Below are 19,903 nucleotides of genomic sequence, written 5' to 3' on the forward strand. Positions count from 1 at the left end.
AGCGGCGGGCTTGAGCGCCGTTCCTCAGCCCTCCCATTCGCGAGCGGCGTCCGTAGCCGGAAGCGTCTCGACTTCCAGGTGAGAGGGAGTGCCCGCGCCGAAGACTTGATTGTCGGAGCGCCGCCCCCGGTCTGCGTACTTCCCAGGGCCGATGGTGAGGCGCTGAGCGCCCGCCGCTGCGTCGAGTGCCTTGCTGCCGTTGAGGGACTTCGGGAACCCCGTGCCGAATAGGTGCGTGACGACATCGCGAACCTCGAAGCCCGCATCTTCCAGCGCCGTTGCCGTCCAGTGCGACGTTCGCTGGAGTGTCCAAACGAGCGCGTGGCCTCCGGGCTTGAGCACCCGCAGCGCTTCGCTCATCACGTTGGAGAGCCACGCGACCCACGCGTCGCGCCCGCCCTTGTCGCTGCCCCACTCGCGACCCATGAAGCCGATTCCGGCCGGTGGGTCAGTGACAATGGCGTCGACGCTGTCTGGCGTGAGAACCTCGCCCACCCGCGCGGCATCTCCAACGAAGAGCGCCGCACGGTCGGTGAGTAGCGAGTGGCTCACTCATGCGGCGCCGAGCTGCCCGCGATGACCTGAAATGGCGCGCGTCACTCGCCCCGCTTCTCCGTGGCGGCGTTCCGCAGTTCATCCGGGACGTAGTAGACAAGCGGCCGGGTGCCATCGTCCTTCCGACGCTGGCCACGGGTGAAGTGCAACGCCTTCAAGGCCGCCCCAATCTCCAGGGAGAGGCGCGGGTCGACCTGGGCCGGGTGGAGCGAGAAGGCTTCGACGCCGACCTGAAGAAGCGTGACGTCCGTCGGGCGCTTGTCGGCGGGCATTTCGAGCAGCCAGCGCAAGATGACTTCCTTCCGGCTGTCCCCGTGGTTCTCCATGCGCAGCGCGGCCTGCTGCTCGGCCCCTGCCGCTTCCTCGTTGCTCAGCCACCACTCTCCGCCCTGGTGGGCGCGCACGACGGCTTCCGCCCAGATTTGGTCCCTGTCGCGTGCGAGCGCGTCGACTTCGATGCCGCTGCACTTCACCGGCCAGAAGCGCCGATGGTCGGTGGGGTCTCTGAGGTAGTCGTCATCGTTCGTGGTGCCGACGAAGACGCAGTGCCGCGGTGACTTCACGTTGGCGCGTCCGTAGGGCGGACGGTAGGTGTCATCGGTGCGGCTGATGAATGCCTTGAGTGCCTGGTCCTCGCTTTTGCGGAAGGTGCTCAGCTCGGCCAGTTCGATGAACCAGAACTGAGAGGCCAGCATCGCACTGTCCTTGTTGGTGACGTCGATAGGCGCGTCGCTGAAATACTGGCCACCCAGCGTCCGGAACGCCGTCGACTTCCGCAGCCCCTGGGGGCCTTCGAGAATCAACACCGTGTCGACCTTGCACCCGGGGCAGGGCACGCGCGACAGCGGAGATGGCGAACTTCGCGCCGACGGCCCGCAGGTATCCAGGCTCACCCCGAGCGCCGAAGTACGTCACGAGCAGCTCGTCGAGGCGCGGCTGCCCGTCCCAGACAAGCCCCGCGAGGTAGTCGGCGACCGGGTCGTAGCTGTTACGCTTCGCCACGGCGAGGAGCTGCTGCGCGACGACGTGCGCCTTCGGCATCAACCCGAGCTGGCCGTAGCTGCTGCGCTGAAGCCAGTTGGCGACGAGCACGTCGAGCGTTTCGAGGTCCACGCCGGGGCCAAGCGGGCCGCCTTCAACCTCGAGCCCCTTCGTGACTTAGTTGAAGCGCAGGACGCCGTGCCACTCGGGCGAGCTGAGAAGCACCGTGAAGACGTTCGCCTCACAGTTCTTGATTCGCTTGCCGCCTTCCTTCGTCGTGTCGAGCACGAGTTCCTTCCCCCACGCGTCGAGGTCTGGGGCGTCTTCTTCCTGTCCGGGGGAGTCCGTGAGGGGCGCGGCCGGGGCGCTCCCGCTGAGGGCTTCCCAATGGGCCTTGTTGTCGGCGAGCCGTCCCGCGTCACAGGCCTTCCGTCGCTCGCGGTGGCGCCGCAGCTTCAAGCGGGCTTGTTCACAAAGGTGTTCCGTCCCTTCCTGCGAGTCCGTTGTCGCGAAGGACGCGCGGAAGAGTTCGAGGACGGCCGCCAACGTGCACGACACGCACGAACTCTTCCCTCTGCTAGACGCGGTGCCCGCAGTGAAGACACCCGCGGGCGGTCGTCGATTCCGGCCGAAGAAGGCCCATGGCGACAAGGCCTACGCCTCGAAGAAGAACCGGCGAGAGCTGCACAGGTGCAGCATCGCCCGCGCATTGCCCGTCCTGGGGTAGAGTCGAAGGGCCGACTGGGTCGGCACCGCTGGGTGGTGGAGCGCACGCAGGCCTGGAAGAACCAGTTCCAACGTCTTCGAATGCGAGATGAGCGGAGGGCCGATGTTCACTTCGGCTCCCTCGTTCTCAGTTGCTGCGTCATCCTCCTACGCAGCCTCAACTCTCACATTTGGTAGGCCGTTTTGTGCGGGAACCCCTTGACCGAACCTTCATGTGAAGCTTGTTGGTTGTCGCTGGCGCAGTGTTCGCTGGCGGACTGGGTTCCCGGGTTTGGCTATTTGGGGCGCCGGGCGGGACTTGACTATGGTTTCAAGATTGGCCGATTTTAATTGCGATGTATCCGAATTGGGGCACTGGGGGACATGCAATGACGAGCAAAGGTCCGTTTCGACGGGGATTTCTGCTGGCGGTTGCCGTGGTGTCGACAGGGTGCAGTGATTATCTTGGTGAAGATCAAACGCCAATAGACCTGAATCCTCCATCGCTGACTGAGGCGCAACGGTCACTCCAGCGCATCGACCGACTCTCTGAATCCAACCCGGTGGCTGCAATGGACGCCACGCGGAAGTTGCGTCCGAAGCTCGATGAGCTCAATCAATTGACTGCGCGCGTCGAGATGGCGCCGAATCACTTTGTTGAGTTCTATGTTCTGTCGCACGGCACCCTTATCGTGGAGCGCCGCCCCGTCGGGGATGAGCGTGTCTTGCGTGATGCGGATGTTTCCGAGCATTCCGCTGCGGAGCTCTACCGTCGGCTTACGGACGGCGCCACGCCGCCACCATCATTGCTGAGGGCCGAGTCGCACCGTGGGTCTCCTGATGACTCCTCTATGGCTGGGCGAAATGAAGCAGTCCCCAGCTCGGAGTCGACAGCGGGCTCTGACCCGGATGTCACCTCGTCGTGGACGGGGACTGATGGCCAACGCTGGAGAGATGCTGTTTGCTTCAGGGGCGGAGATTTTTATGATTGCTTGCCCAATAGGACCGGCTTTGCGCATGCGGCCGCGAATACCAAGACGTCATTTGCCGAGGTTGCGCCCTATAGGGGTAATGTGAGGCTGCAGTTCACTTATGACAATGCCCCAAGGGCGGGTTGGCCTGTTTTTGTCGGAGAGCACTGGTCAGGCTGGTGGCATAGTTCCGGCAGTGGGACGGATTATCACATTGTCAATCATCGATGGGATGTCATGGAGGCGGAAGGGGACGGATTTCACTGGGCCTTTTCGTTCAGGTGGAATTGTACCTTGGGTGCCTGTAATACCCGCCCTTGATGTTTTCGGCGGTTGCTTTCGTTGAAGCGGGCGAAGTCGTGGGCCTTCTAGAAGGTCCCGACAAGCTCGTGGGTGTGCTGGTGCAGCTCGACCTCGACTTCGTCGGCAAGCTTCCCTTCTCGGTGGCACCGGCCGATCGCCTGTTCCCACGCAGCGCCGTCGGCCGGTGGATTCACAAACAGCATTCGCGAGAACATCGTCAGGTTCTTGCCCGTCCCGTGGGCGCGGAGCGAAGCGTCGCTTCCAGGCTGCCGCCGTAGAAGGGCAAACCTGCCGCCTTCGGGTTGCGCTGGCCAGGCTCCGGGAACGCAACCCAGACGACTCCCGCCTGCCCCTCGTTTCTCGTAGAGGCGCCAGGATTGGCGCTCATCGACTTGGCGGCGGCGCCCAACGGACGCGACACGCACCGGCTCTTCCCGCTGGTCGACTCCGTGCCGCACTCAGACACATGGGCTGGCACGGGGGGCGGCCACCGCTTGACGAGTCGGAACTCAGATGATCGTTGCGCAGGGGCGACTCGATGGTCGAATGGCCGTCGAATATGCGTGCCGCGGACTTGGAACGGACCTGAGCACGCTCCGACCGTGCCCAGCGGTCTCCAAGCAGCCAGCAGGTGTTTCGGCTTGGCGTCACGGTGTTGTCGGCGCGAACCCTGGACACTCTGCGTTGATGTACTCGATGAAGTGAGACGTTCTGCGGCCAGATCGAATTGGCGTGGAATCGCAGAAGCATCGGTCCGAGCCAACTTCCGTGCTGTAGGTGGCGTCGCTGTAATACACGGTGAGGGAGTCAGTCAGACAGCGGAACAGCGGGGCTTCGCTCGATGCTACATCGGCTTGCGCGCCCAGGTCTGCCTCATCCCCTCCACAGCCGAACTGAAGTCCGACGACGACGCATCCCAGCATCAACAGTGTGCGCATTGTTCCTCCTGGTGATGAACCGCTCCAGACAACTGTTGCGAGAAGAGGCTGCCACAAAGTCTGATGGGCGTGTGTCGGGGATGGGTATTTCGTGGTGCGCGCAACAGTTCAGCTTGTTGGGGCGGTTGCCATTGGGTCGGGAGGCCTGGGCTTGATGGACATGGGAACCTCTCTTGCGGCTGGATGACGCCGCGCCGCAGCGGCCGAGGTCGCGGAAGCCAAGGGAGGCGGGTGTAGATGGGGACACTGTCCCTCCATGTCCCGGACTGAGTCCGAGATGTGCTGACCGTGCATGGACTCCGGGCGCGTCCCGGTGGAGGCTTGGGGGCGGTACACCCGGTTTCAGGAAGGGTTCATGACCTTCAGCTCGCGCCGCAGCTTCCTCGTCCAGTCCGGTCTTCTCGTGGCCGCCTCGGCCCTTGGGTGTCGGCGCTCGGAGTCCCCGGCGGTCATCCTGAAGTCGCAGCGCGCGGTGACGCAGACCCTCGAGGGCATTCCGGCGACGGATGGCGCGGGCGTGAGCCTGACGCGTGTCATCGGGCAACCCGCGCTGCGGAACCTCGACCCGTTCCTGATGCTGGACCGGTTCCACTCGGATGATCCGGGGGCCTACATCAACGGGTTTCCGAACCACCCGCACCGGGGCTTCGAGACGGTCACCGTCATGCTCGACGGACGGATGCGCCACCGGGACAGCCGAGGCAACAGCGGGCTCATCGCCGGGGGCGGCTCGCAGTGGATGACCGCGGGGCGGGGCCTCATCCACTCGGAGATGCCCGAGCAGGTCCACGGCCTCATGTCCGGCTTCCAGCTCTGGCTCAACCTCCCCGCCGCGGAGAAGATGTGTCCGCCCGCCTACCAGGACCATGCTCCCGAACAGCTCGCGGAGGAGCGGCTCAGCCCCTCCGGCAGCCGCGCTCGCGTCATCGCGGGCCAGATGAACGGGCTGCAAGGGCCTGTCCGAGAGCGGCCTACGCAGCCGCTCCTGCTGACCCTGGCGCTCGAGGACGACCGGCCCTTCGAAATCGAGCTTCCCATGGACCACACGGCCTTCGCCTTCGTGTCCGCCGGAGAGGTCGACCTGGGGCCCGAGAGTTCGGCCAGGGCCGTTCGTGAAAACTCGCTCGCGCTGCTCGGTCCAGGCCGTCGGCTTCGCGTTCGCGCGAAGAACCGGCGGAGTGCGCTGCTCATCGCCGCGGCGAGGCCCTTGCGAGAGCCCATCGTCCAATACGGCCCCTTCGTCATGAACACCCGTGAAGAGATTCAACAGGCGTTCGATGACTACCGCGCGGGTGTGCTCGACCGGGGCTGAGCGGGCTCACGTCATCGTTTGACGGCAGAAGCCGAGCACCTCGGCGAAGGGCCAGGCGTCGAGCGCCCCGAACAGCGCGTGGCCTCCGAGCTTCGCCCGGGTGAGGGCGGGGCTGCTCAACCCGCAGAGGAAGCGCGCGGACTGACGCGGGTGGCTCAGGGCCTCGGGATGCCGCGCCACCAACGCCCGGAAGGCGGCCACGTCCAGCTTCGCGGGCAGCGAGGGCCTCGGCCGGGTGGCGGGGAGGACCTGTGCTTCGCCCGTGCGGCAGAACGTGCAGTGTCCACACGGCGCTTCGCGCCACTGGCCAAAGTGCGACACCAGGGCATTGCTCTGGCAACCCGTATGCGTGACGAGCTTCAGCACGGCCTGAACGCGCGCGACCTCCTGGGCTTCACGTTGTTGGAACCGGCGCACGAGGAGTGTTGAGAGCGCGTCGGCGCCCTTGTCGGAATGCAGCCGCGTGTAGTGCTGACGGGGCTCGGTGACTTGCGTCAGCACGAGCCCCTGTTCCTGGAGGTACTCGAGCGCCTTCACCACGCGTTCGCGCGGCTGCTGGAGCGACTCCGCGACCACCGTGGGTTCGAGCGTGTACCAGGTGCGCCCCTTCTTCGCGGCCGCGAAGACGTCACGCAGGAACTTCGCGCGTTCCCCCTTGAAGCGGCCCACGAGTTCCTCGAGGGTAACGAGCGGCTGCACCTTGTATCCCACGAAGTACGGCGTGCCCTGCCGGAGGACGCCTTCGAGCTCCAGGTACGTCAGCGCCGTGCGCAGCACGAGTTGCCGCACGTCATGCTGGGTGGACAAGGCGTACAGGTTGAGGCTCAGCTCGGGGCCCATGTCGAGCAGCTCCGTGACGAGCCCCTGGATTGCCTCGGCGGTCGGTGTGTCGCCGTGCGCGAAGTTCTCCAAGGTGGGCACGTCGTCGGGACAGGCGAACAGCTCCACCACGGACGGTGCGCCATCCCGTCCTGCCCGGCCGATTTCCTGGCTGTAGCTCTCCAGTCCCTTCGGCAGGTTGTAGTGATACACGGCCCGGACATTCGCTTTGTCGATGCCCATCCCAAACGCGATGGTGGCCACGACGATGCCGTTGCCGGACGTCATCCACCGTTCCTGCACCTGCTCCCGGACCTCGCTCTCCAGGCCCGCGTGGTAGGCCTGGGCGGGAAGGCCCTTGGCGGCGAGAAACGTCGCGACGCGCTCGGCGGTCTTCTGCAGGGTGACGTAGATGATGGTGGGCCCAGGCGGACGCGTGTTCAGCCGCTCGAGCAGCAGTGCATCCCGGTCCTCCGCTTCGACCGGCGTGGTCTCCAGGGTGAGGTTCTGACGGTAGAAGCCGGTGATGACCGCGTTGGACTCGGGGATGCCGAAGCCCTGGCAGATGTCCCGGACCACGGAAGGTGTCGCCGTGGCGGTGAGCGCGAGCAGCCGCTCGGCTGAAACGTCCCGCGCCGCCTTCGCCAGCTTGAGGTAGTCCGGTCGGAAGTTGTGTCCCCATTCGGAGACACAATGCGCTTCATCCACGGCGAACAGCGCGATGCGCAGTTCCCGGAGCAGGGACAGGAAGCGCTCGTTGTTGAATCGCTCGGGCGCGACGTACAGCAGCTTGATGGCACCGTCGCGCAGCGCCTGCGTCACCTCGCGTGCGTCGTCCAGGGACTGGGACGAGTCCAGCTTCGCGGCCCGGATGCCTTGCCGTTCCAGCGCGTCAATCTGGTCTTTCATCAACGCAATCAGCGGCGAGACGACGACGGTGATGCCGTCCAGCATCAGCGCGGGGAGTTGGTAGCACAGGGATTTTCCGCCGCCTGTTGGGAACACGGCGAGCGCAGCGGCCCCCGGCCCCAGCAATGCGTCGATGACTTCGCGTTGGCCCGGCCGGAAGCCGGTCAGTCCGAAGCGTTCGCGGAGCACCGTGTCGAGCGGGCGGCTGGGGGCGTTCTCGTTCCGTTGCATGAAGGTGTTCACCTGGCGAAGAGCGTAACCACGAAGTCCAAGAACACGCGAACGCGCGAGGGCAGGTGCTTGCCGCGCGGGTACACGGCATGGATGGCGCACTCCTCGCCTAGGTGCTCCTCGAGCACGGGCACGAGCGCACCGGACTCAAGGTGCCTCGCCACCATGAAGTCGAAGAGCCAGGTGATTCCCACGCCCAACACGGCCGCGTCGAGCAGGGTGGCGCCATGATTCGTGTGGAACGTGCCTCTTGGCTCGAAGTGCACCGGCGCTTCCGTTCCTCGCGATTGCATCACCCAGGGGGCCAGCGCTCCGTCGCGGAGGAAGCCCAGGCAGTTGTGCCGGGACAGGTCCTCGGGTGTCGCGGGGCGGCCGTGGCGTCGCAGGTACGCGGGGGCGGCACAGGCCATCAGCCGCGTGACGCCCAGCTTCCGCGCCACCAATCGCGAGTCCTGCATCGCGCCCAGGCGGAGCAGCACGTCAACGCCTTCGGCGACGGGGTCCACGACATGGTCTCGGAGCGTCAGTTGGACTTCCAATCCCGGATGGGCCGCCAGGAAGCGGGGGAGCGCGGGCATGAGCACGAGCTGCCCCATGACTTGCGTCGCGTCGACGCGGAGCACGCCCACCGGGCGGTGCCGGGCGTGGGAAAGGGACTCCTTCGCGTCCTGCAGTTCTCCGAGGATGCGCTGGCAGCGCTCGTAGAACGCGCGGCCGTCCTCGGTGAGGCGCAGCGTGCGGGTGGTTCGTTGGAAGAGCACGACGCCCAGCTCGTCCTCCAGCCGGGCGATGCGCCGACTCACGGCGGAGGCGGTGACCTGGAGCTTTCGGGCCGCACGCGTGAAGTCACCGTGTTCCACGGCGCGGACGAAGGCTTCGATGTTCGAGAGGGAGTGCATTGATGCGTGGCCCGCACAGATGATGTTCACGGACCTCATTCGCATTCCACCTCGACGCGCGACAGAACCGTTCGGGAATCGTCACGGAGAGGTTCGAGGATGAGTGCTGAGGGGCGGAGCGGGGACATCATCGTCGTTGGGGGTTATGGGCAGGTCGGAAGGGAGGTGGTGCGCGTCCTGGCGCCCGCGTTCCCGGGCCGCGTCGTGGTGGCGGGACGGAGCGCCGCTCGCGCGGAAGCCCTCGCGAGACGAACGGGCGAGGGCGCTCGAGGGCTCGCGCTGGACATCACGTCGCCCACGGCCCTCTCCCGCCTCGAAGGCGCGGCGCTGGTGGTGATGTGCCTGGACCAGCGGACCACGTTTTTCGTCGAGCAGTGTCTGCGGGCGGGCATCGACTACGTGGACGTGACGGCCAACGGTGACTCGCTGGCGGCTTTCGAGCGCCTGGGGCCGCTCGCCCGTGAGGCCGGGAGCACCGCTGTCGTCAGTGTCGGCATCGCGCCGGGACTCACCCAGCTTCTGGCCGCGCAGGCCGTGTCCAGGCTCGATGCGACGCAGCGCCTGGACCTCTTCGTCCTGTTGGGGGCGGGGGATGTCCACGGCGCGGCGGCCATTGAATGGACACTGGAGAACCTGGCCGCTCCGTTCGACGTCTACCGGGACGGTGTGCTCCAGCGGGTTCACAGCTTTCGTGAGACCACGGATGTCCAGTTCCCTGGGGAGCGCCAGGCGCGGCCTGCGTGGCGATTCAACTTCCCGGACCAGCGCGCCGCGGCGCGGACCTTGTCCGTGCCCACCGTTTCCACGTGGCTTCGCTTCGACCCTTCGTGGCTGGGCGGGGTGGCCGCGTTCGCCGTGAAAGCCGGCCTGGGGCGCCTGCTGCACCGGGCCTGGGTTCGTCGTGCGCTGACCTGGCTCTCGCAGCGTGTTCACGCGGGCTCGGATGCGTTCGCGGTGATGGCGCGGGCCGAGGGACAGGTCGCGGGCGTGCCCGCCGTCCGGTGGGCCGCGGTGCAAGGCCACCGGGAAGCGGAGGCGACGGGCCGGGTCGCCGCGGAGGTGGCTCGCGAGCTGCTCACAGGCCGACGGCCCGGTGGTGTGCTTCACCTGGACCAGTTCGTCGAACAGCCCGAGGCCCTCGTCCGGCGCGTCGTCGAGGCCGTGCCGGACGCGCGGTATGAGACGAGCCCCACGGGGGCGGTCACCGAAGCTGTCATCCCGCATGCGGTGCTCGCGGCGCGGGGATAGGCTGTGGCGTCATGACCTACCAACGCAACCCGGTGAAGGCGCCCCGCGTGTCGGGCATGGCGCTCAAGGCCTTCGTGAAGTCGCTCGAGAGCGGCGTCGGGTCCGTGATGCTGGACAAGCTGACCCGCGACAGCGGCATCGATCGCTGGCGTGAACTCTCCGCGGGGGACGCGCCGCCGCTCCAGTTCCCCTTGCCCCCGGGCTCGGCCGCCACGGAGTCGCAGACGCCCACCGAGCAGGCCGCGCGGGCCATTGCGTCCGCTTCCGGTCCGCCGGAGCGCGAGAGCGTCGCCGCCTATGCTCGCGCGTACCGCGAAGGCTCAGCGGATCCGGTCTCCGTGGTGGGCCGGATTCATGACGCCATCTCGCGGCTGGACAGCGGGAAGACGCGCCTGGGCCTCTTCATCGCGCGCAAGCCCGATGAAGTGCACCGCGCCGCCGAGGCCTCCACGGAGCGTCTGCGCGCCGGCCGTCCCTTGAGCGTGCTCGACGGCGTCCCCGTCGTCCTGAAGGACGAGGTCGACCTGGCCGGGTTCCCCACGACGCTGGGCACGCGGTTCCGCACGCAGGTGGCCACCGCGGACTCGACGGTGGCGGCGCGGCTCAAGGCCGCGGGCGCCATCATCCTCGGCAAGGCCAACATGAACGAGATTGGCATCAACCCCATCGGGTTGAATCCCCACCATGGGGCCGCTCGCAACCCCTGGGATACGGGCCGCATCACCGGTGGCAGCTCCAGCGCCTCCGCCGCGGCGGTGGCGGCGGGCCTGTGCCCCGTGAGCATTGGCGCGGATGGTGGCGGCTCCATCCGCATCCCCGCCGCCTTGTGCGGTATCGTGGGCCTCAAGGCGACGTGGGGGCGCATTCCGGAGACGGGCGTGCCGCCGCTGTGCTGGAACGTGGGCCACGTGGGGCCCATGGGGCTCACCGTCGACGACGTCGCCGCCGCGTATGCGCTGCTCGCGGGGCCGGATGGACATGACCTCGTCTCGCAGGGGCAGTCGCCGCATCATCTGTCTGGCTACGAGGACGGCGCCCTGAGCGGTGTTCGGCTGGGCATCTGCTGGGACTACTTCGAGGACGCAGATGCCGACGTCGTGGCCCGCTGCAAGGAGGCCGTGGCGGCATTGACGGCCGCGGGGGCGCGTGTGGTGGAGGTTCCTCCGCCCGACCTCAACGCGGTGCTGTGGACCCATAGCTGCATCATCCTGAGCGAGATGTCCGAGTCGATGGGCCCGTCCATGAAGGAGCACCTGTCGGACTTCGGGCTCGACACGCGCACCAACCTCGCCATCGGCAGGCACTTCCGGGCCACGGACCTGGTGCATGCCTTGCGGCACCGGCATCGGCTGACGCGCGAGGTGCTCGCGCAGATGGCGGACGTGGATGTGTTCGTGACGCCCACGACGGCCTCCACCGCGCCCGTGATTCCGGAGGCGGCGCTGCCCGATGGTGAGTCGAACCTCCCCGTGGTCGATGCCCTCATGCGCTTCGTCCGCCTGGCCAACCTGACGGGCTTCCCGTCCCTGTCGGTGCCGGCCGGGTTCGACGAAGAGGGCCTCCCCGTGGGGGTTCAGCTCACCGGAAGACCCTACGAGGAGCACCTGCTGCTGCGGCTGGGGCGCGTGGTGGAGCGGGCCTCCGAGCACCGGGTCCCACCTGTTCATCTGCGCGCACTTCGCTGAACACGACGCGGTAGAGACTTGGAAAAGAAGTAAAACGTGTAAATGTGGCACCGCGGGCTCGCGGTGCCATCCCACGGGCCACGCACTCGACACAGCCCGCGTCACCTCGGACGCCGCTCCCTGGCGTCCGCACGCGGGCGGGAGGAATGGCCTCGTGCAACTTCGTGACATCGCCAGTTCGCCGTCCCGTCGTCTTTCCCTGCTGTTGGCCGCCGCGCTCGTGAGCGCCTGTGGTCCCTCCGAGCCGGCCGCCCCGGTGGACTCCGACGAGTCCACAGGCGTCAGCACCGCCGCGCTCACGGAGCTGGTCTCCAACGGCAACTTCAACAGTGGAACCGTCACGCCGTGGTGGAGCGGCGCCAACACGCAGTCGCGCGTGGAGAATGGCCGTCTGCGCGTGGACGTTGGCGGAGGGACGGCCAACCCCTGGGATGCCTTGATTGGTCAGAGCGGCATCCCCCTGGTGAGTGGCCGGGCGTACACGCTGGCCTTCACCGCGTCCGCGTCGGTGAGCACGACGGTGCGCGTGACGGTGCAACTGGAGAGCGCCCCGTACACCGCCGTGTTCGACCGGCAGGTGACGTTCGATGGAACGTCGCGGCGCTTCACGTTCCCCTTCACGTCGTCGCTGGCCACGCAGGCGGGGCAGGTGACCTTCCAGTTCGGCGGCCGCCCGGCGAGCCTCAGCGCGTTCCTCGATGACGTCTCGCTCACCACGGAGAATGGCAGCGGGGGTGGCGGTCCCCTGGCGATGACGAGCGGCTTCTACATCGACCCGAACTCGAACCCCGCCAACTGGGTCCGCGCCAACAGCGGGGACTCGCGCGCGGCGCGCATCCAGGCCTCCATCGCGAACAACATGACGGCCCGTTGGTTCGCCGCGTGGAGCGGCAACATCACCACGGCGGTGTCCAGCTTCGTCGCCGCCGCGGACGCCGCGGACAAGCTGCCCGTGCTGGTGGCGTACAACATCCCCGGCCGGGACTGCGGCAGTCACTCGGGGGGCGGCGCCGGAACGCCGGACGCCTATCGCACGTGGATCTCCGCGTTCGCCTCGGCCATTGGCAACCGTCCCGCCGTCGTCATCATCGAGCCGGACGCCGTCGCCCAGCTCGACTGCCTGGCCAACGACGCCGAGCGGCAGACGCGCATCAGCCTGATTCGCTACGCGACGGAGCAGTTCCGGGACCGCGCGCCCAACACCTGGGCGTACCTGGACGCGGGGAACGCGCTGTGGATCAACGCGGACACCATGGCCCAGCGACTGGAGAACATGGGCGTGCGCAACGTGCGGGGCTTCGCCCTCAACGTGTCGAACTTCTACACCACCGCGCAGTCGGCCTCGTACGCCGGCAACGTGAATGCCTCGCTGAGCAGCCGCTACGGCTACACCAAGCCCTTCGTCGTGGACACCAGCCGCAACGGCAACGGCTCCAACGGTGAGTGGTGCAACCCCGCGGGCCGGCGGATTGGGACCACGAACCAGGTGGGCGTCGGCGGCGCGGAGATGACCTTGTGGATCAAGGTCCCCGGGGACTCGGATGGCCAGTGTGGCGTCGGGCCCAACTCGCCCGCCGGGACGTTCATGCCGGACGTGGCGCTGCGGATGATCGACGGCCTGTAGTCAAAGGGCCCGGCGCCGCACGACGTCAGTGCGGCGCCGCCACGTCGCTGGCTGAAACCGTCTTGGTGCGGGCCACCTTCGGGAAGAACAGCCCCGCCGCGAAGGCGGCCACCGTGAAGGCGCACATCAGCCAGAAGTTGATGCTCAGGCCGGTGCCCAGCGCGCCGCTCAGTTTCGCCACCAGCTCCGCGGGCAGGCCCTGTCCATGGTCGGGGCTCATCAAGGCATTGGCCGCGGAGATGGGCACCGTCGGGTCCTTGAGGAGCTGCGACACCATGACGCCGCCCATCAGCCCCACGCCAATGGCGCCGCCGATGGTGCGGAAGAACATGTTGCTGGCCGTGGCCACGCCGCGCAGCTCCCAGCCCACGCTCGTCTGCACGGCGATGAGCAGCGCGGTGGAGGCGAAGCCCATGCCGACGCCGAACAGGCCCATGGCCACCTCGGGCACCAGCTTCGGCGCCTGGGGGCCCAGCAGCAGCGCCATCAGCGAGGTGCCCACGACGGTCAACCCCAGCCCGCCCACGATGAGCGGACGGAAGCCCGTCTTGAGCAGCAGCTTGCCGGCCACCACGGCCGCCAGCGGCCAACCGACAATCATGGGGGTGATCATCCCGCCGGCCTCGGTCGGCGTGCCGCCCAGGACGGCCTGGACGAACAGCGGGACGTAGGTGGTGGCGCCGAACATCGCCGCGGAGAAGAGCGCTCCCGCGATGGACGAGATGACGATGGCGGGCACCTTGAAGATGGACATGGGGATGATGGGGTCGGGCGCCTTGCGCTCCACGGCGACGAACGCCGCCAGCAGCACGGCCGCCACGGGCAGCCCCCACAGATTCATTCCCACGCCCTGCACCCCGACGAGCAGCGCCACCACCCACCCGGTGAGCAGCGCGGCGCCGGCGTAGTCCAGTTGCTGGGGTTTGCGCTCCACGCGCTCGTGGAAGTGGCTGAGCAGCAGGATGACGCAGCCCACGCCCACCGGGACGTTGATGAAGAAGACCCAGTGCCACGTGAGGTACTTCACGATGAAGCCGCCGGTGATGGGGCCAATCAGGCCCGCCAGTCCCCACACCGCGCTGAACGCGCCCTGGACCTTCGCGCGCTCCTCCAGCGTGTAGAGGTCCCCGATGATGGTGAGCGCCACCGGCTGCATGGCGCCCGCGCCCAGGCCCTGGAGCGTCCGGAAGGCGATCAGCATGGCCATGGACGTGGACATGCCGCTGGCGATGGAGCCCACCAGGAACAGGGCGATGCCGAACAGGAGCACCGGCTTGCGGCCGTACAGGTCCGCCAGCTTCCCGTAGATGGGCACGGTGATGGTGGACGACAGCATGTACGCGGTGAAGACCCACGCGTAGTGCTGGATGCCACCCAGCTCGCCCACCACCGTGGGCATGGCGGTGGAGACGACAGTCGCCTCCAAGGCGGCCATGAAGAGGCTCAGGGCCAGGGCCAGGGTGGTCAGGGGTCGATGGGTGGTTCGCATGAAGGGGCCAGCGCGGGAGAGGGCCTCCTTAACGGCTGCGAGCCGAGGTCGCCAGAGACAAGCGGCGTCAAGCACGGACGCCAGACGTACGAAGGGCCAGCTCCCGGAATTCCGGAGGCTGGCCCTGGGGGGCTTGCAGCGGAAGCTGGATTACAGGCCGCGCATCAACTGCGCCTGGGCGAAAGCCGCCATCTGCTGGGCGTTGAAGCGGCCCTCGGCGATGTCGCCGACCGTCTTCGCGCCGGTGCGGACGGTGTCCACCATGTCCGCCAGCTTGCCCACGGTGCCGGCCTTGCCGAACATGGAGGCGACGCCGGCCAGCGGGCCACCGGCGACCATGGCCAGACCGTTGTCGATGAACTTGTCGGCGAAGGGCTTCGCGAGCTGGCCGATGCCGAAGGGCATCTTGTCCAGCAGGCCGCCAATCATGCCCTTGAGGGGGCCGGTGATGGCGCTCATCGCCTTGTCGACGAGGCCCGACACCTGGCTCAGCGCGCTGCCAATCTTGCCGGCGATGCCACCGACGGCGTTCGCCAGGCCGCCCACGGCCTTGCCGATGCCGCCCAGCGCCTTGCCGATGCCGCCCAGCGCGCCGGCCAGACCGCTCGCGGCCTTGCCCGCGGCGCTCGCCGCACCCGCGGCGGAGCTACGGCCCGCGCTGCTGGCGCCACTCGAGCCACGGCTACCGTTCGAACCACCTGCGCCGCCAACGGACATGTGAAGAACCTCTTAAAGGGGGGTGAATGTACGGATTGTCGGGGACCGCTCGGGAAAGTTGCGTCAAAACCGCCTAGGCGCGTTCTCCGCCGCCCTTGGGCACGTGTTTCCGCAGCTTTTGGCTCGTCTCTTCGTCCACCGTGACCTGTTCTTGACCTTCGTCGCCTCGCAGGGACGGCTTGTTGGAGGCGTCCTGGGCGGCCTCGAAGCCCGTGTAGTAGGACTTGGGCGGCCCGATGCCCAGCTCCCCATTGGCGGCGGCGATGAAGAAGTTGGCGACGTCCTGGGTGGACGGCGGGTTGTAGCCCGCGGCGCGCAGCTCCTCGTCCGGGGCGACGATGAGCGTCGGCTCCTTGTCCGGGTTCTGCGCGTAGTCCAGCACCAGCTCGACGTAGGCCTCCAGCTCCATGTCCAGCGACTTGGCGATGCGCTGGGTGTCTGGATCCGCCAGCAGCTCGGCGCGGACATTCTCCACGGGGCGCTTCAGGCGGGGCTTCTGCTCGGACATGTGAGGACTCCCGGAGGACGTTGAAAGAACGACTCTTTCGGCACGTTAGCGTCCCCTGCAACGGGGGGCCACCCTGGACGCCTGGCCCGGCCCTGGGCCGGAGGTTCCGGGGCCCGGTCATTCCTAGCGTTGACACACCACTGTCATCCGCGGGGACCGAAAGCCATGGCCACTGTCTGCGACCTCTGTCACCAGCGCCCGGCGACCACCCGGGTCACCCGCGTCGTCGGGAACCGGCGCACCACCGAATCCCTCTGTGACGTCTGCAGCAGTCAGCGCTCCCGCTTCGGGCGCATGGGCCTGGGGACCTCGCTCTTCGACCAGTTCTTCAGTGATTTCGGCGGCGAGGACCTCGGCGGCCTGTCCCAGGCCATTCAACAGCCGGTGGAGCGCTACGACATCACGGAGGCCTTCTCCGACGAGACGCGGCGCGTTCTGGAGGGCGCCTTCGAGGCGGCGCGCAACGCGGGGGCGGCTTCCATCGACACGGAGCATCTGCTCGTGGCGCTCGCGAAGGACCCGTTGGGCCGCACGGCGCTCGCCCGGATGAAGCTGGACCCCGCGCGCGTCGCCGAGCGCGCCGAGTCCGAGATGCGCCGGGGCAAGCGGCCCATGGAGCGCCCGGAGCTCTCTCCGCATGCCAAGCGGGCGCTGGAGCTGGCGTATCAGGAGGCCTACGAGCTGGGCCACTCCTACGTGGGACCCGAGCACGTGCTGCTGGGCCTGCTCCAGGAAGGCGAGGGGCTGGCGTCGGAAATTCTGCGGGAGCAGGGGGCGCAGCACGGCAAGGCCCGCGCGGCCGTGGCGGAGGCGCTGGCGCCGTCGTCCGAGTCGCGCCGCTCGCCCACGCCCACGTTGGACGAGTACTGCCGTGACCTCACGCGCATGGCCTCGGAGGGAAAGCTGGACCCGGTGGTGGGGCGCGCCAACGAAATCGAGACCACGCTCGAAATCCTCTCCCGCCGGACGAAGAACAACCCGGTGCTCATCGGCGAGCCGGGCGTGGGCAAGACGGCCATCGTGGAGGGCATCGCCCAACGCATCATCTCCGCCGCCGTCCCGGACACGCTGCGCGACAAGCGCGTCCTGCAATTGGACCTCTCCGGCCTGCTCGCGGGCAGCAAGTACCGCGGCGAGTTCGAGGAGCGCCTGAAGAAGGTCATGGACGAGGTGAAGGCCCACAGCGAGGAAATCGTCCTCTTCATCGACGAGATTCACACCATCGTCGGCGCGGGCGCGGCGGAGGGCGCCATGGACGCGGGCAACATGCTCAAGCCGTCCCTGGCCCGGGGCGAGCTGCACGTCATTGGGGCCACCACGCTGGACGAGTACCGCAAGCGCATCGAGAAGGACGCCGCGTTGGAGCGCCGCTTCCAGCCCGTGGTCGTCCCCGAACCGACGGCCGAGCAGGCCATCGAGATTCTCCGAGGCCTCAAGGACCGGTACGAGTCGCACCACCGCGTGCGCATCGCGGACGACGCGCTCGTCGCGGCGGTGGAGTTGTCGGACCGCTACGTCACCGGCCGCTTCCTGCCCGACAAGGCCATCGATTTGGTGGACCAGGCCGCCGCCCGGGTGCGGCTGCGCCTCACGTTGCCTCCCGAGCGGCTGGTGAACGCCGAGCACGAGGTGGTGAAGGTGAAGCGCGCGCTCGACGAGGCCCGGGACCGCAAGGCGAAGCCCCGCATCCAGGAGCTGGAGTCCAAGCTGCGCGACGCGGAGCGGGAGGTGCAGAGCGCGCAGAAGGAGCGCCGCACCCAGAAGTCGAGTGAGACGCCCGAGGTCCGCGCCGAGGACGTGGCGGAGGTGCTGTCCCGCATGACGGGCATCCCCGTGACGCAGATGACGGAGGACGAGCGCAAGAAGCTGCTGGAGCTGGAGTCCCGCCTGCACGAGCGTGTCATTGGCCAGGACGAGGCCATCCGCGTGCTGTCACAGTCCATCCGGCGGGCGAGGGCGGGGCTCAAGGATGAGGCGCGGCCCATTGGCTCCTTCCTCTTCCTGGGCCCCACCGGCGTGGGCAAGACGGAGCTGGCGAAGACGCTGGCGGAGCTGCTCTTCGGCGACGAGAAGGCGCTCATCCGCTTCGACATGAGTGAGTACATGGAAAAGCATACCGTGAGTCGGCTGGTGGGCGCGCCGCCGGGTTATGTCGGCTACGAGGAGGGCGGGCAGCTCACGGAGGCCGTCCGCCGGCGGCCCTACTGCGTGCTCTTGTTCGACGAGGTGGAGAAGGCGCACCCCGACGTGTTCCACATGCTGCTCCAGGTGCTGGATGACGGACGCCTCACGGACTCGCAGGGCACGGTGGTGAACTTCAAGAACACCGTCATCATCTGCACCAGCAACCTGGGCTCGCACCTCATCCAGGAGTCCACCGCGCGCAAGGAGCCCCAGGAGCGGATGCGCGAGCGCGTCATGGGCGTGCTCAAGGGGCACTTCCCGCCGGAGTTCCTCAACCGCATCGACGAGACGGTCGTCTTCGAGCCGCTCAACCGCGCACAGTTGCGCGCCATCGTGGAGTTGATGCTGGAGAAGACGCGCCGCCTGCTGCATGGGCAGGGCATCGACTTGGAGATGACGCCCGCGGCCCTGGAGGCGTTGGTGGACAAGGGATGGGACCCCACCTTCGGTGCCCGCCCGCTGCGGCGTGAAATCCAGCGCGCCATCGAAGCGCCGCTCGCGGAGTCCCTCATCTCCGGTTCCATCCGCGAGAACAGCCGGGTCCGCGCGGACTTCAAGGATGGAAAATTCCGTTTCGAGGAGGCGCAGGCGCCCGAGTCGGAAGAGGCGCAGGCGGAGCCCAGTGCCGTTCACTGAACCGTTGCGCGAGGGGGCTCGGGGCCGCCCCACATTCACCTTGTAGTCGGTGGTGACATGCCGGACCCTTGGGGGAATGCAGCCATCTCTTCCGGTCATGGCCTCGCTCTCCGTCCTCCTGCTGGCGGGAGGGTGCAAGCGGGAGCCCGATGCCGCGGCGGCGCATGTTCCGGCGCTGCCCGAGGTTGCCCCCGACGCACTGCGGCCCCTCGAGGCCTTCGCGGTCATCCCCGACAGGAAGGAGCGCTCCCGGGCGCTCTTCCTGGAGGCCAGCCGCGTCCTCTTCCACCCGCGGTGCGCGAACTGTCACCCCTCGGGCGAAAGCCCGCTCCAGGGGGATGACGGGCAGCTCCATTATCCGCCCGTGGTGCGGGGCCCCGAGGACCAGGGCGTGGTGGGCATGGAGTGCACGAGCTGCCACCAGGACAAGAACCAGGACCTGGCCCGCGTGCCCGGCGCGCCGAAGTGGCATGTCGCGCCCATGGAGATGGCGTGGGTGGGCAAGAGCCCGCGCGAGGTGTGCGAGCAGCTCAAGGACACGAAGCGCAACGGCGGCAAGACGCCCGCGCAGATGATTGAACACAACGCCCATGACGAACTGGTGGCCTGGGGCTGGAACCCGGGAATGGGGCGGAAGCCCGCGCCGGGGACGCAGGCGCAGTTCGGCGCCATCGTCGCGGCCTGGGTGGAGACGGGCTCGGAGTGCCCGAGCGAGGAGGCACGGCCGTGACGGTTCGCGTTCGCATCAACGGTGAGGAGCAGGAGCTGGACGTGGACCCGGAGATGCCGCTGCTGTGGGCGGTGCGGGACGTGCTCGGGCTCACCGGGACGAAGTACGGCTGCGGCCAGGCGCTGTGCGGCGCCTGCACCGTGCACCTGGACGGCCAGCCGGTCCGCGCGTGTGTGACGCCCATCCGCCGCGCGGAGGGTCACTCCGTGACGACCATCGAGGGGCTGTCGCCGGAGGGCAACCACCCGCTCCAGCGCGCGTGGGTGGACCTGGGCGTGCCGCAGTGTGGCTTCTGTCAGACGGGGCAAATCATGTGCGCGGCGGCGCTGCTGGCGAAGAAGCCGAAGCCGTCGGACGCGGAAATCGACCAGTCGCTCGCCGGCAACCTCTGCCGTTGCGGCACCTATACGCGGATCCGCGCGGCCGTGAAGAAGGTCGCGGGCCTGTCCGAGGAGTGAC

The 19,903-nt window shown here is 67.9% G+C and carries 18 protein-coding genes; 8 read left to right on the plus strand and 10 right to left on the minus strand.

Annotation, left to right across the window (positions count from 1 at the left end):
• Nucleotides 1-24: 24 nt before the first annotated feature.
• From A176_RS39825 to A176_RS39055, 4 genes are all read right to left on the minus strand, one after another.
• Nucleotides 25-426 carry a class I SAM-dependent methyltransferase gene (locus A176_RS39825; RefSeq protein WP_002639820.1) on the minus strand — a complete coding sequence of 134 codons (402 nt, stop codon included), beginning with the start codon at nucleotides 424-426 and terminating at the stop codon, nucleotides 25-27.
• Between the two features lie 170 nt (nucleotides 427-596).
• Nucleotides 597-1,361 carry a VapE domain-containing protein gene (locus A176_RS09865; RefSeq protein ID WP_237076911.1) on the minus strand — a complete coding sequence of 255 codons (765 nt, stop codon included), beginning with the start codon at nucleotides 1,359-1,361 and terminating at the stop codon, nucleotides 597-599.
• A gap of 352 nt (nucleotides 1,362-1,713) precedes the next feature.
• Nucleotides 1,714-2,094, minus strand: a complete 381-nt coding sequence (locus A176_RS39830; RefSeq protein ID WP_002639822.1) for a hypothetical protein — start codon at nucleotides 2,092-2,094, stop codon at nucleotides 1,714-1,716.
• Nucleotides 2,095-2,765: 671 nt separating this feature from the next.
• Nucleotides 2,766-2,993 carry a hypothetical protein gene (locus A176_RS39055; protein ID WP_044890883.1) on the minus strand — a complete coding sequence of 76 codons (228 nt, stop codon included), beginning with the start codon at nucleotides 2,991-2,993 and terminating at the stop codon, nucleotides 2,766-2,768.
• Between the two features lie 539 nt (nucleotides 2,994-3,532).
• On the opposite strand from A176_RS39055, the gene A176_RS39290 reads away from it, so the two are divergent.
• Complete coding sequence (locus tag A176_RS39290) at nucleotides 3,533-3,793, plus strand: hypothetical protein (protein ID WP_193409837.1); 261 nt, start codon at nucleotides 3,533-3,535, stop codon at nucleotides 3,791-3,793.
• A gap of 369 nt (nucleotides 3,794-4,162) precedes the next feature.
• On the opposite strand, the gene A176_RS41165 is transcribed toward A176_RS39290, so the two are convergent.
• Nucleotides 4,163-4,453 (minus strand): DUF6289 family protein, encoded by a 291-nt coding sequence (locus A176_RS41165; RefSeq protein ID WP_420811429.1) that lies wholly within the window; start codon nucleotides 4,451-4,453, stop codon nucleotides 4,163-4,165.
• A 355-nt stretch (nucleotides 4,454-4,808) separates the two neighbouring features.
• Here A176_RS41165 and A176_RS09880 point away from each other — a divergent pair, with 355 nt between their 5' ends.
• Nucleotides 4,809-5,765, plus strand: a complete 957-nt coding sequence (locus A176_RS09880) for a pirin family protein (protein ID WP_002639825.1) — start codon at nucleotides 4,809-4,811, stop codon at nucleotides 5,763-5,765.
• 6 nt (nucleotides 5,766-5,771) lie between these two features.
• Here A176_RS09880 and A176_RS09885 read toward each other — a convergent pair whose 3' ends face one another.
• Both A176_RS09885 and A176_RS09890 read right to left on the minus strand, forming a co-directional pair.
• Nucleotides 5,772-7,724 (minus strand): RecQ family ATP-dependent DNA helicase, encoded by a 1,953-nt coding sequence (locus A176_RS09885; RefSeq protein WP_044890892.1) that lies wholly within the window; start codon nucleotides 7,722-7,724, stop codon nucleotides 5,772-5,774.
• 8 nt (nucleotides 7,725-7,732) lie between these two features.
• On the minus strand, nucleotides 7,733-8,623 hold the full coding sequence (locus A176_RS09890) for a LysR family transcriptional regulator (RefSeq protein ID WP_021781557.1): 891 nt from the start codon (nucleotides 8,621-8,623) through the stop codon (nucleotides 7,733-7,735).
• A gap of 99 nt (nucleotides 8,624-8,722) precedes the next feature.
• Here A176_RS09890 and A176_RS09895 point away from each other — a divergent pair, with 99 nt between their 5' ends.
• From A176_RS09895 to A176_RS09905, 3 genes are all read left to right on the plus strand, one after another.
• Nucleotides 8,723-9,871, plus strand: a complete 1,149-nt coding sequence (locus tag A176_RS09895; protein WP_021781556.1) for a saccharopine dehydrogenase family protein — start codon at nucleotides 8,723-8,725, stop codon at nucleotides 9,869-9,871.
• Between the two features lie 11 nt (nucleotides 9,872-9,882).
• On the plus strand, nucleotides 9,883-11,556 hold the full coding sequence (locus A176_RS09900; protein WP_002639829.1) for an amidase: 1,674 nt from the start codon (nucleotides 9,883-9,885) through the stop codon (nucleotides 11,554-11,556).
• Between the two features lie 154 nt (nucleotides 11,557-11,710).
• On the plus strand, nucleotides 11,711-13,180 hold the full coding sequence (locus A176_RS09905) for a glycoside hydrolase family 6 protein (RefSeq protein ID WP_002639830.1): 1,470 nt from the start codon (nucleotides 11,711-11,713) through the stop codon (nucleotides 13,178-13,180).
• A 25-nt stretch (nucleotides 13,181-13,205) separates the two neighbouring features.
• Here the strand turns inward: A176_RS09905 and A176_RS09910 are convergent, their stop codons facing one another.
• From A176_RS09910 to A176_RS09920, 3 genes are all read right to left on the minus strand, one after another.
• Complete coding sequence (locus A176_RS09910) at nucleotides 13,206-14,669, minus strand: MDR family MFS transporter (RefSeq protein ID WP_044890882.1); 1,464 nt, start codon at nucleotides 14,667-14,669, stop codon at nucleotides 13,206-13,208.
• Between the two features lie 150 nt (nucleotides 14,670-14,819).
• Nucleotides 14,820-15,386 (minus strand): hypothetical protein, encoded by a 567-nt coding sequence (locus tag A176_RS09915; RefSeq protein ID WP_002639832.1) that lies wholly within the window; start codon nucleotides 15,384-15,386, stop codon nucleotides 14,820-14,822.
• A gap of 73 nt (nucleotides 15,387-15,459) precedes the next feature.
• Nucleotides 15,460-15,894 (minus strand): hypothetical protein, encoded by a 435-nt coding sequence (locus A176_RS09920; protein WP_002639833.1) that lies wholly within the window; start codon nucleotides 15,892-15,894, stop codon nucleotides 15,460-15,462.
• 165 nt (nucleotides 15,895-16,059) lie between these two features.
• Between A176_RS09920 and A176_RS09925 the strand changes: the two genes are divergently transcribed.
• The 3 genes from A176_RS09925 to A176_RS09935 all read left to right on the plus strand — a co-directional run bounded on the left by A176_RS09925 (nucleotide 16,060) and on the right by A176_RS09935 (nucleotide 19,902).
• Entirely contained in the window at nucleotides 16,060-18,714 is a 2,655-nt protein-coding gene (locus A176_RS09925) for an ATP-dependent Clp protease ATP-binding subunit (RefSeq protein ID WP_002639834.1), read from the plus strand.
• Between the two features lie 97 nt (nucleotides 18,715-18,811).
• Nucleotides 18,812-19,444: a hypothetical protein gene (locus tag A176_RS09930; RefSeq protein WP_021781555.1), complete on the plus strand. Its 633-nt coding sequence runs from the start codon at nucleotides 18,812-18,814 to the stop codon at nucleotides 19,442-19,444.
• Complete coding sequence (locus tag A176_RS09935) at nucleotides 19,441-19,902, plus strand: (2Fe-2S)-binding protein (protein ID WP_002639836.1); 462 nt, start codon at nucleotides 19,441-19,443, stop codon at nucleotides 19,900-19,902. The genes A176_RS09930 and A176_RS09935 overlap by 4 nt, the downstream gene beginning before the upstream one ends.
• Nucleotide 19,903: the final 1 nt, after the last annotated feature.

Source organism: Myxococcus hansupus (assembly GCF_000280925.3).
Lineage (GTDB): Bacteria > Myxococcota > Myxococcia > Myxococcales > Myxococcaceae > Myxococcus > Myxococcus hansupus.

Excerpts from the sequence above, each read along its gene's own strand:
- A176_RS39825 (WP_002639820.1), bottom strand. The coding sequence starts at position 426 with ATGGGTCGCGAGTGGGGCAGCGACAAGGGCGGGCGCGACGCGTGGGTC.
- A176_RS39055 (WP_044890883.1), bottom strand. The coding sequence starts at position 2,993 with ATGCTCGGAAACATCCGCATCACGCAAGACACGCTCATCCCCGACGGG.
- A176_RS39290 (WP_193409837.1), top strand. The coding sequence starts at position 3,533 with ATGTTTTCGGCGGTTGCTTTCGTTGAAGCGGGCGAAGTCGTGGGCCTT.
- A176_RS41165 (WP_420811429.1), bottom strand. The coding sequence starts at position 4,453 with ATGCGCACACTGTTGATGCTGGGATGCGTCGTCGTCGGACTTCAGTTC.
- A176_RS09880 (WP_002639825.1), top strand. The coding sequence starts at position 4,809 with ATGACCTTCAGCTCGCGCCGCAGCTTCCTCGTCCAGTCCGGTCTTCTC.
- A176_RS09885 (WP_044890892.1), bottom strand. The coding sequence starts at position 7,724 with ATGCAACGGAACGAGAACGCCCCCAGCCGCCCGCTCGACACGGTGCTC.
- A176_RS09890 (WP_021781557.1), bottom strand. The coding sequence starts at position 8,623 with ATGCACTCCCTCTCGAACATCGAAGCCTTCGTCCGCGCCGTGGAACAC.
- A176_RS09895 (WP_021781556.1), top strand. The coding sequence starts at position 8,723 with ATGAGTGCTGAGGGGCGGAGCGGGGACATCATCGTCGTTGGGGGTTAT.
- A176_RS09900 (WP_002639829.1), top strand. The coding sequence starts at position 9,883 with ATGACCTACCAACGCAACCCGGTGAAGGCGCCCCGCGTGTCGGGCATG.
- A176_RS09910 (WP_044890882.1), bottom strand. The coding sequence starts at position 14,669 with ATGCGAACCACCCATCGACCCCTGACCACCCTGGCCCTGGCCCTGAGC.
- A176_RS09915 (WP_002639832.1), bottom strand. The coding sequence starts at position 15,386 with ATGTCCGTTGGCGGCGCAGGTGGTTCGAACGGTAGCCGTGGCTCGAGT.
- A176_RS09920 (WP_002639833.1), bottom strand. The coding sequence starts at position 15,894 with ATGTCCGAGCAGAAGCCCCGCCTGAAGCGCCCCGTGGAGAATGTCCGC.
- A176_RS09925 (WP_002639834.1), top strand. The coding sequence starts at position 16,060 with ATGGCCACTGTCTGCGACCTCTGTCACCAGCGCCCGGCGACCACCCGG.
- A176_RS09930 (WP_021781555.1), top strand. The coding sequence starts at position 18,812 with ATGGCCTCGCTCTCCGTCCTCCTGCTGGCGGGAGGGTGCAAGCGGGAG.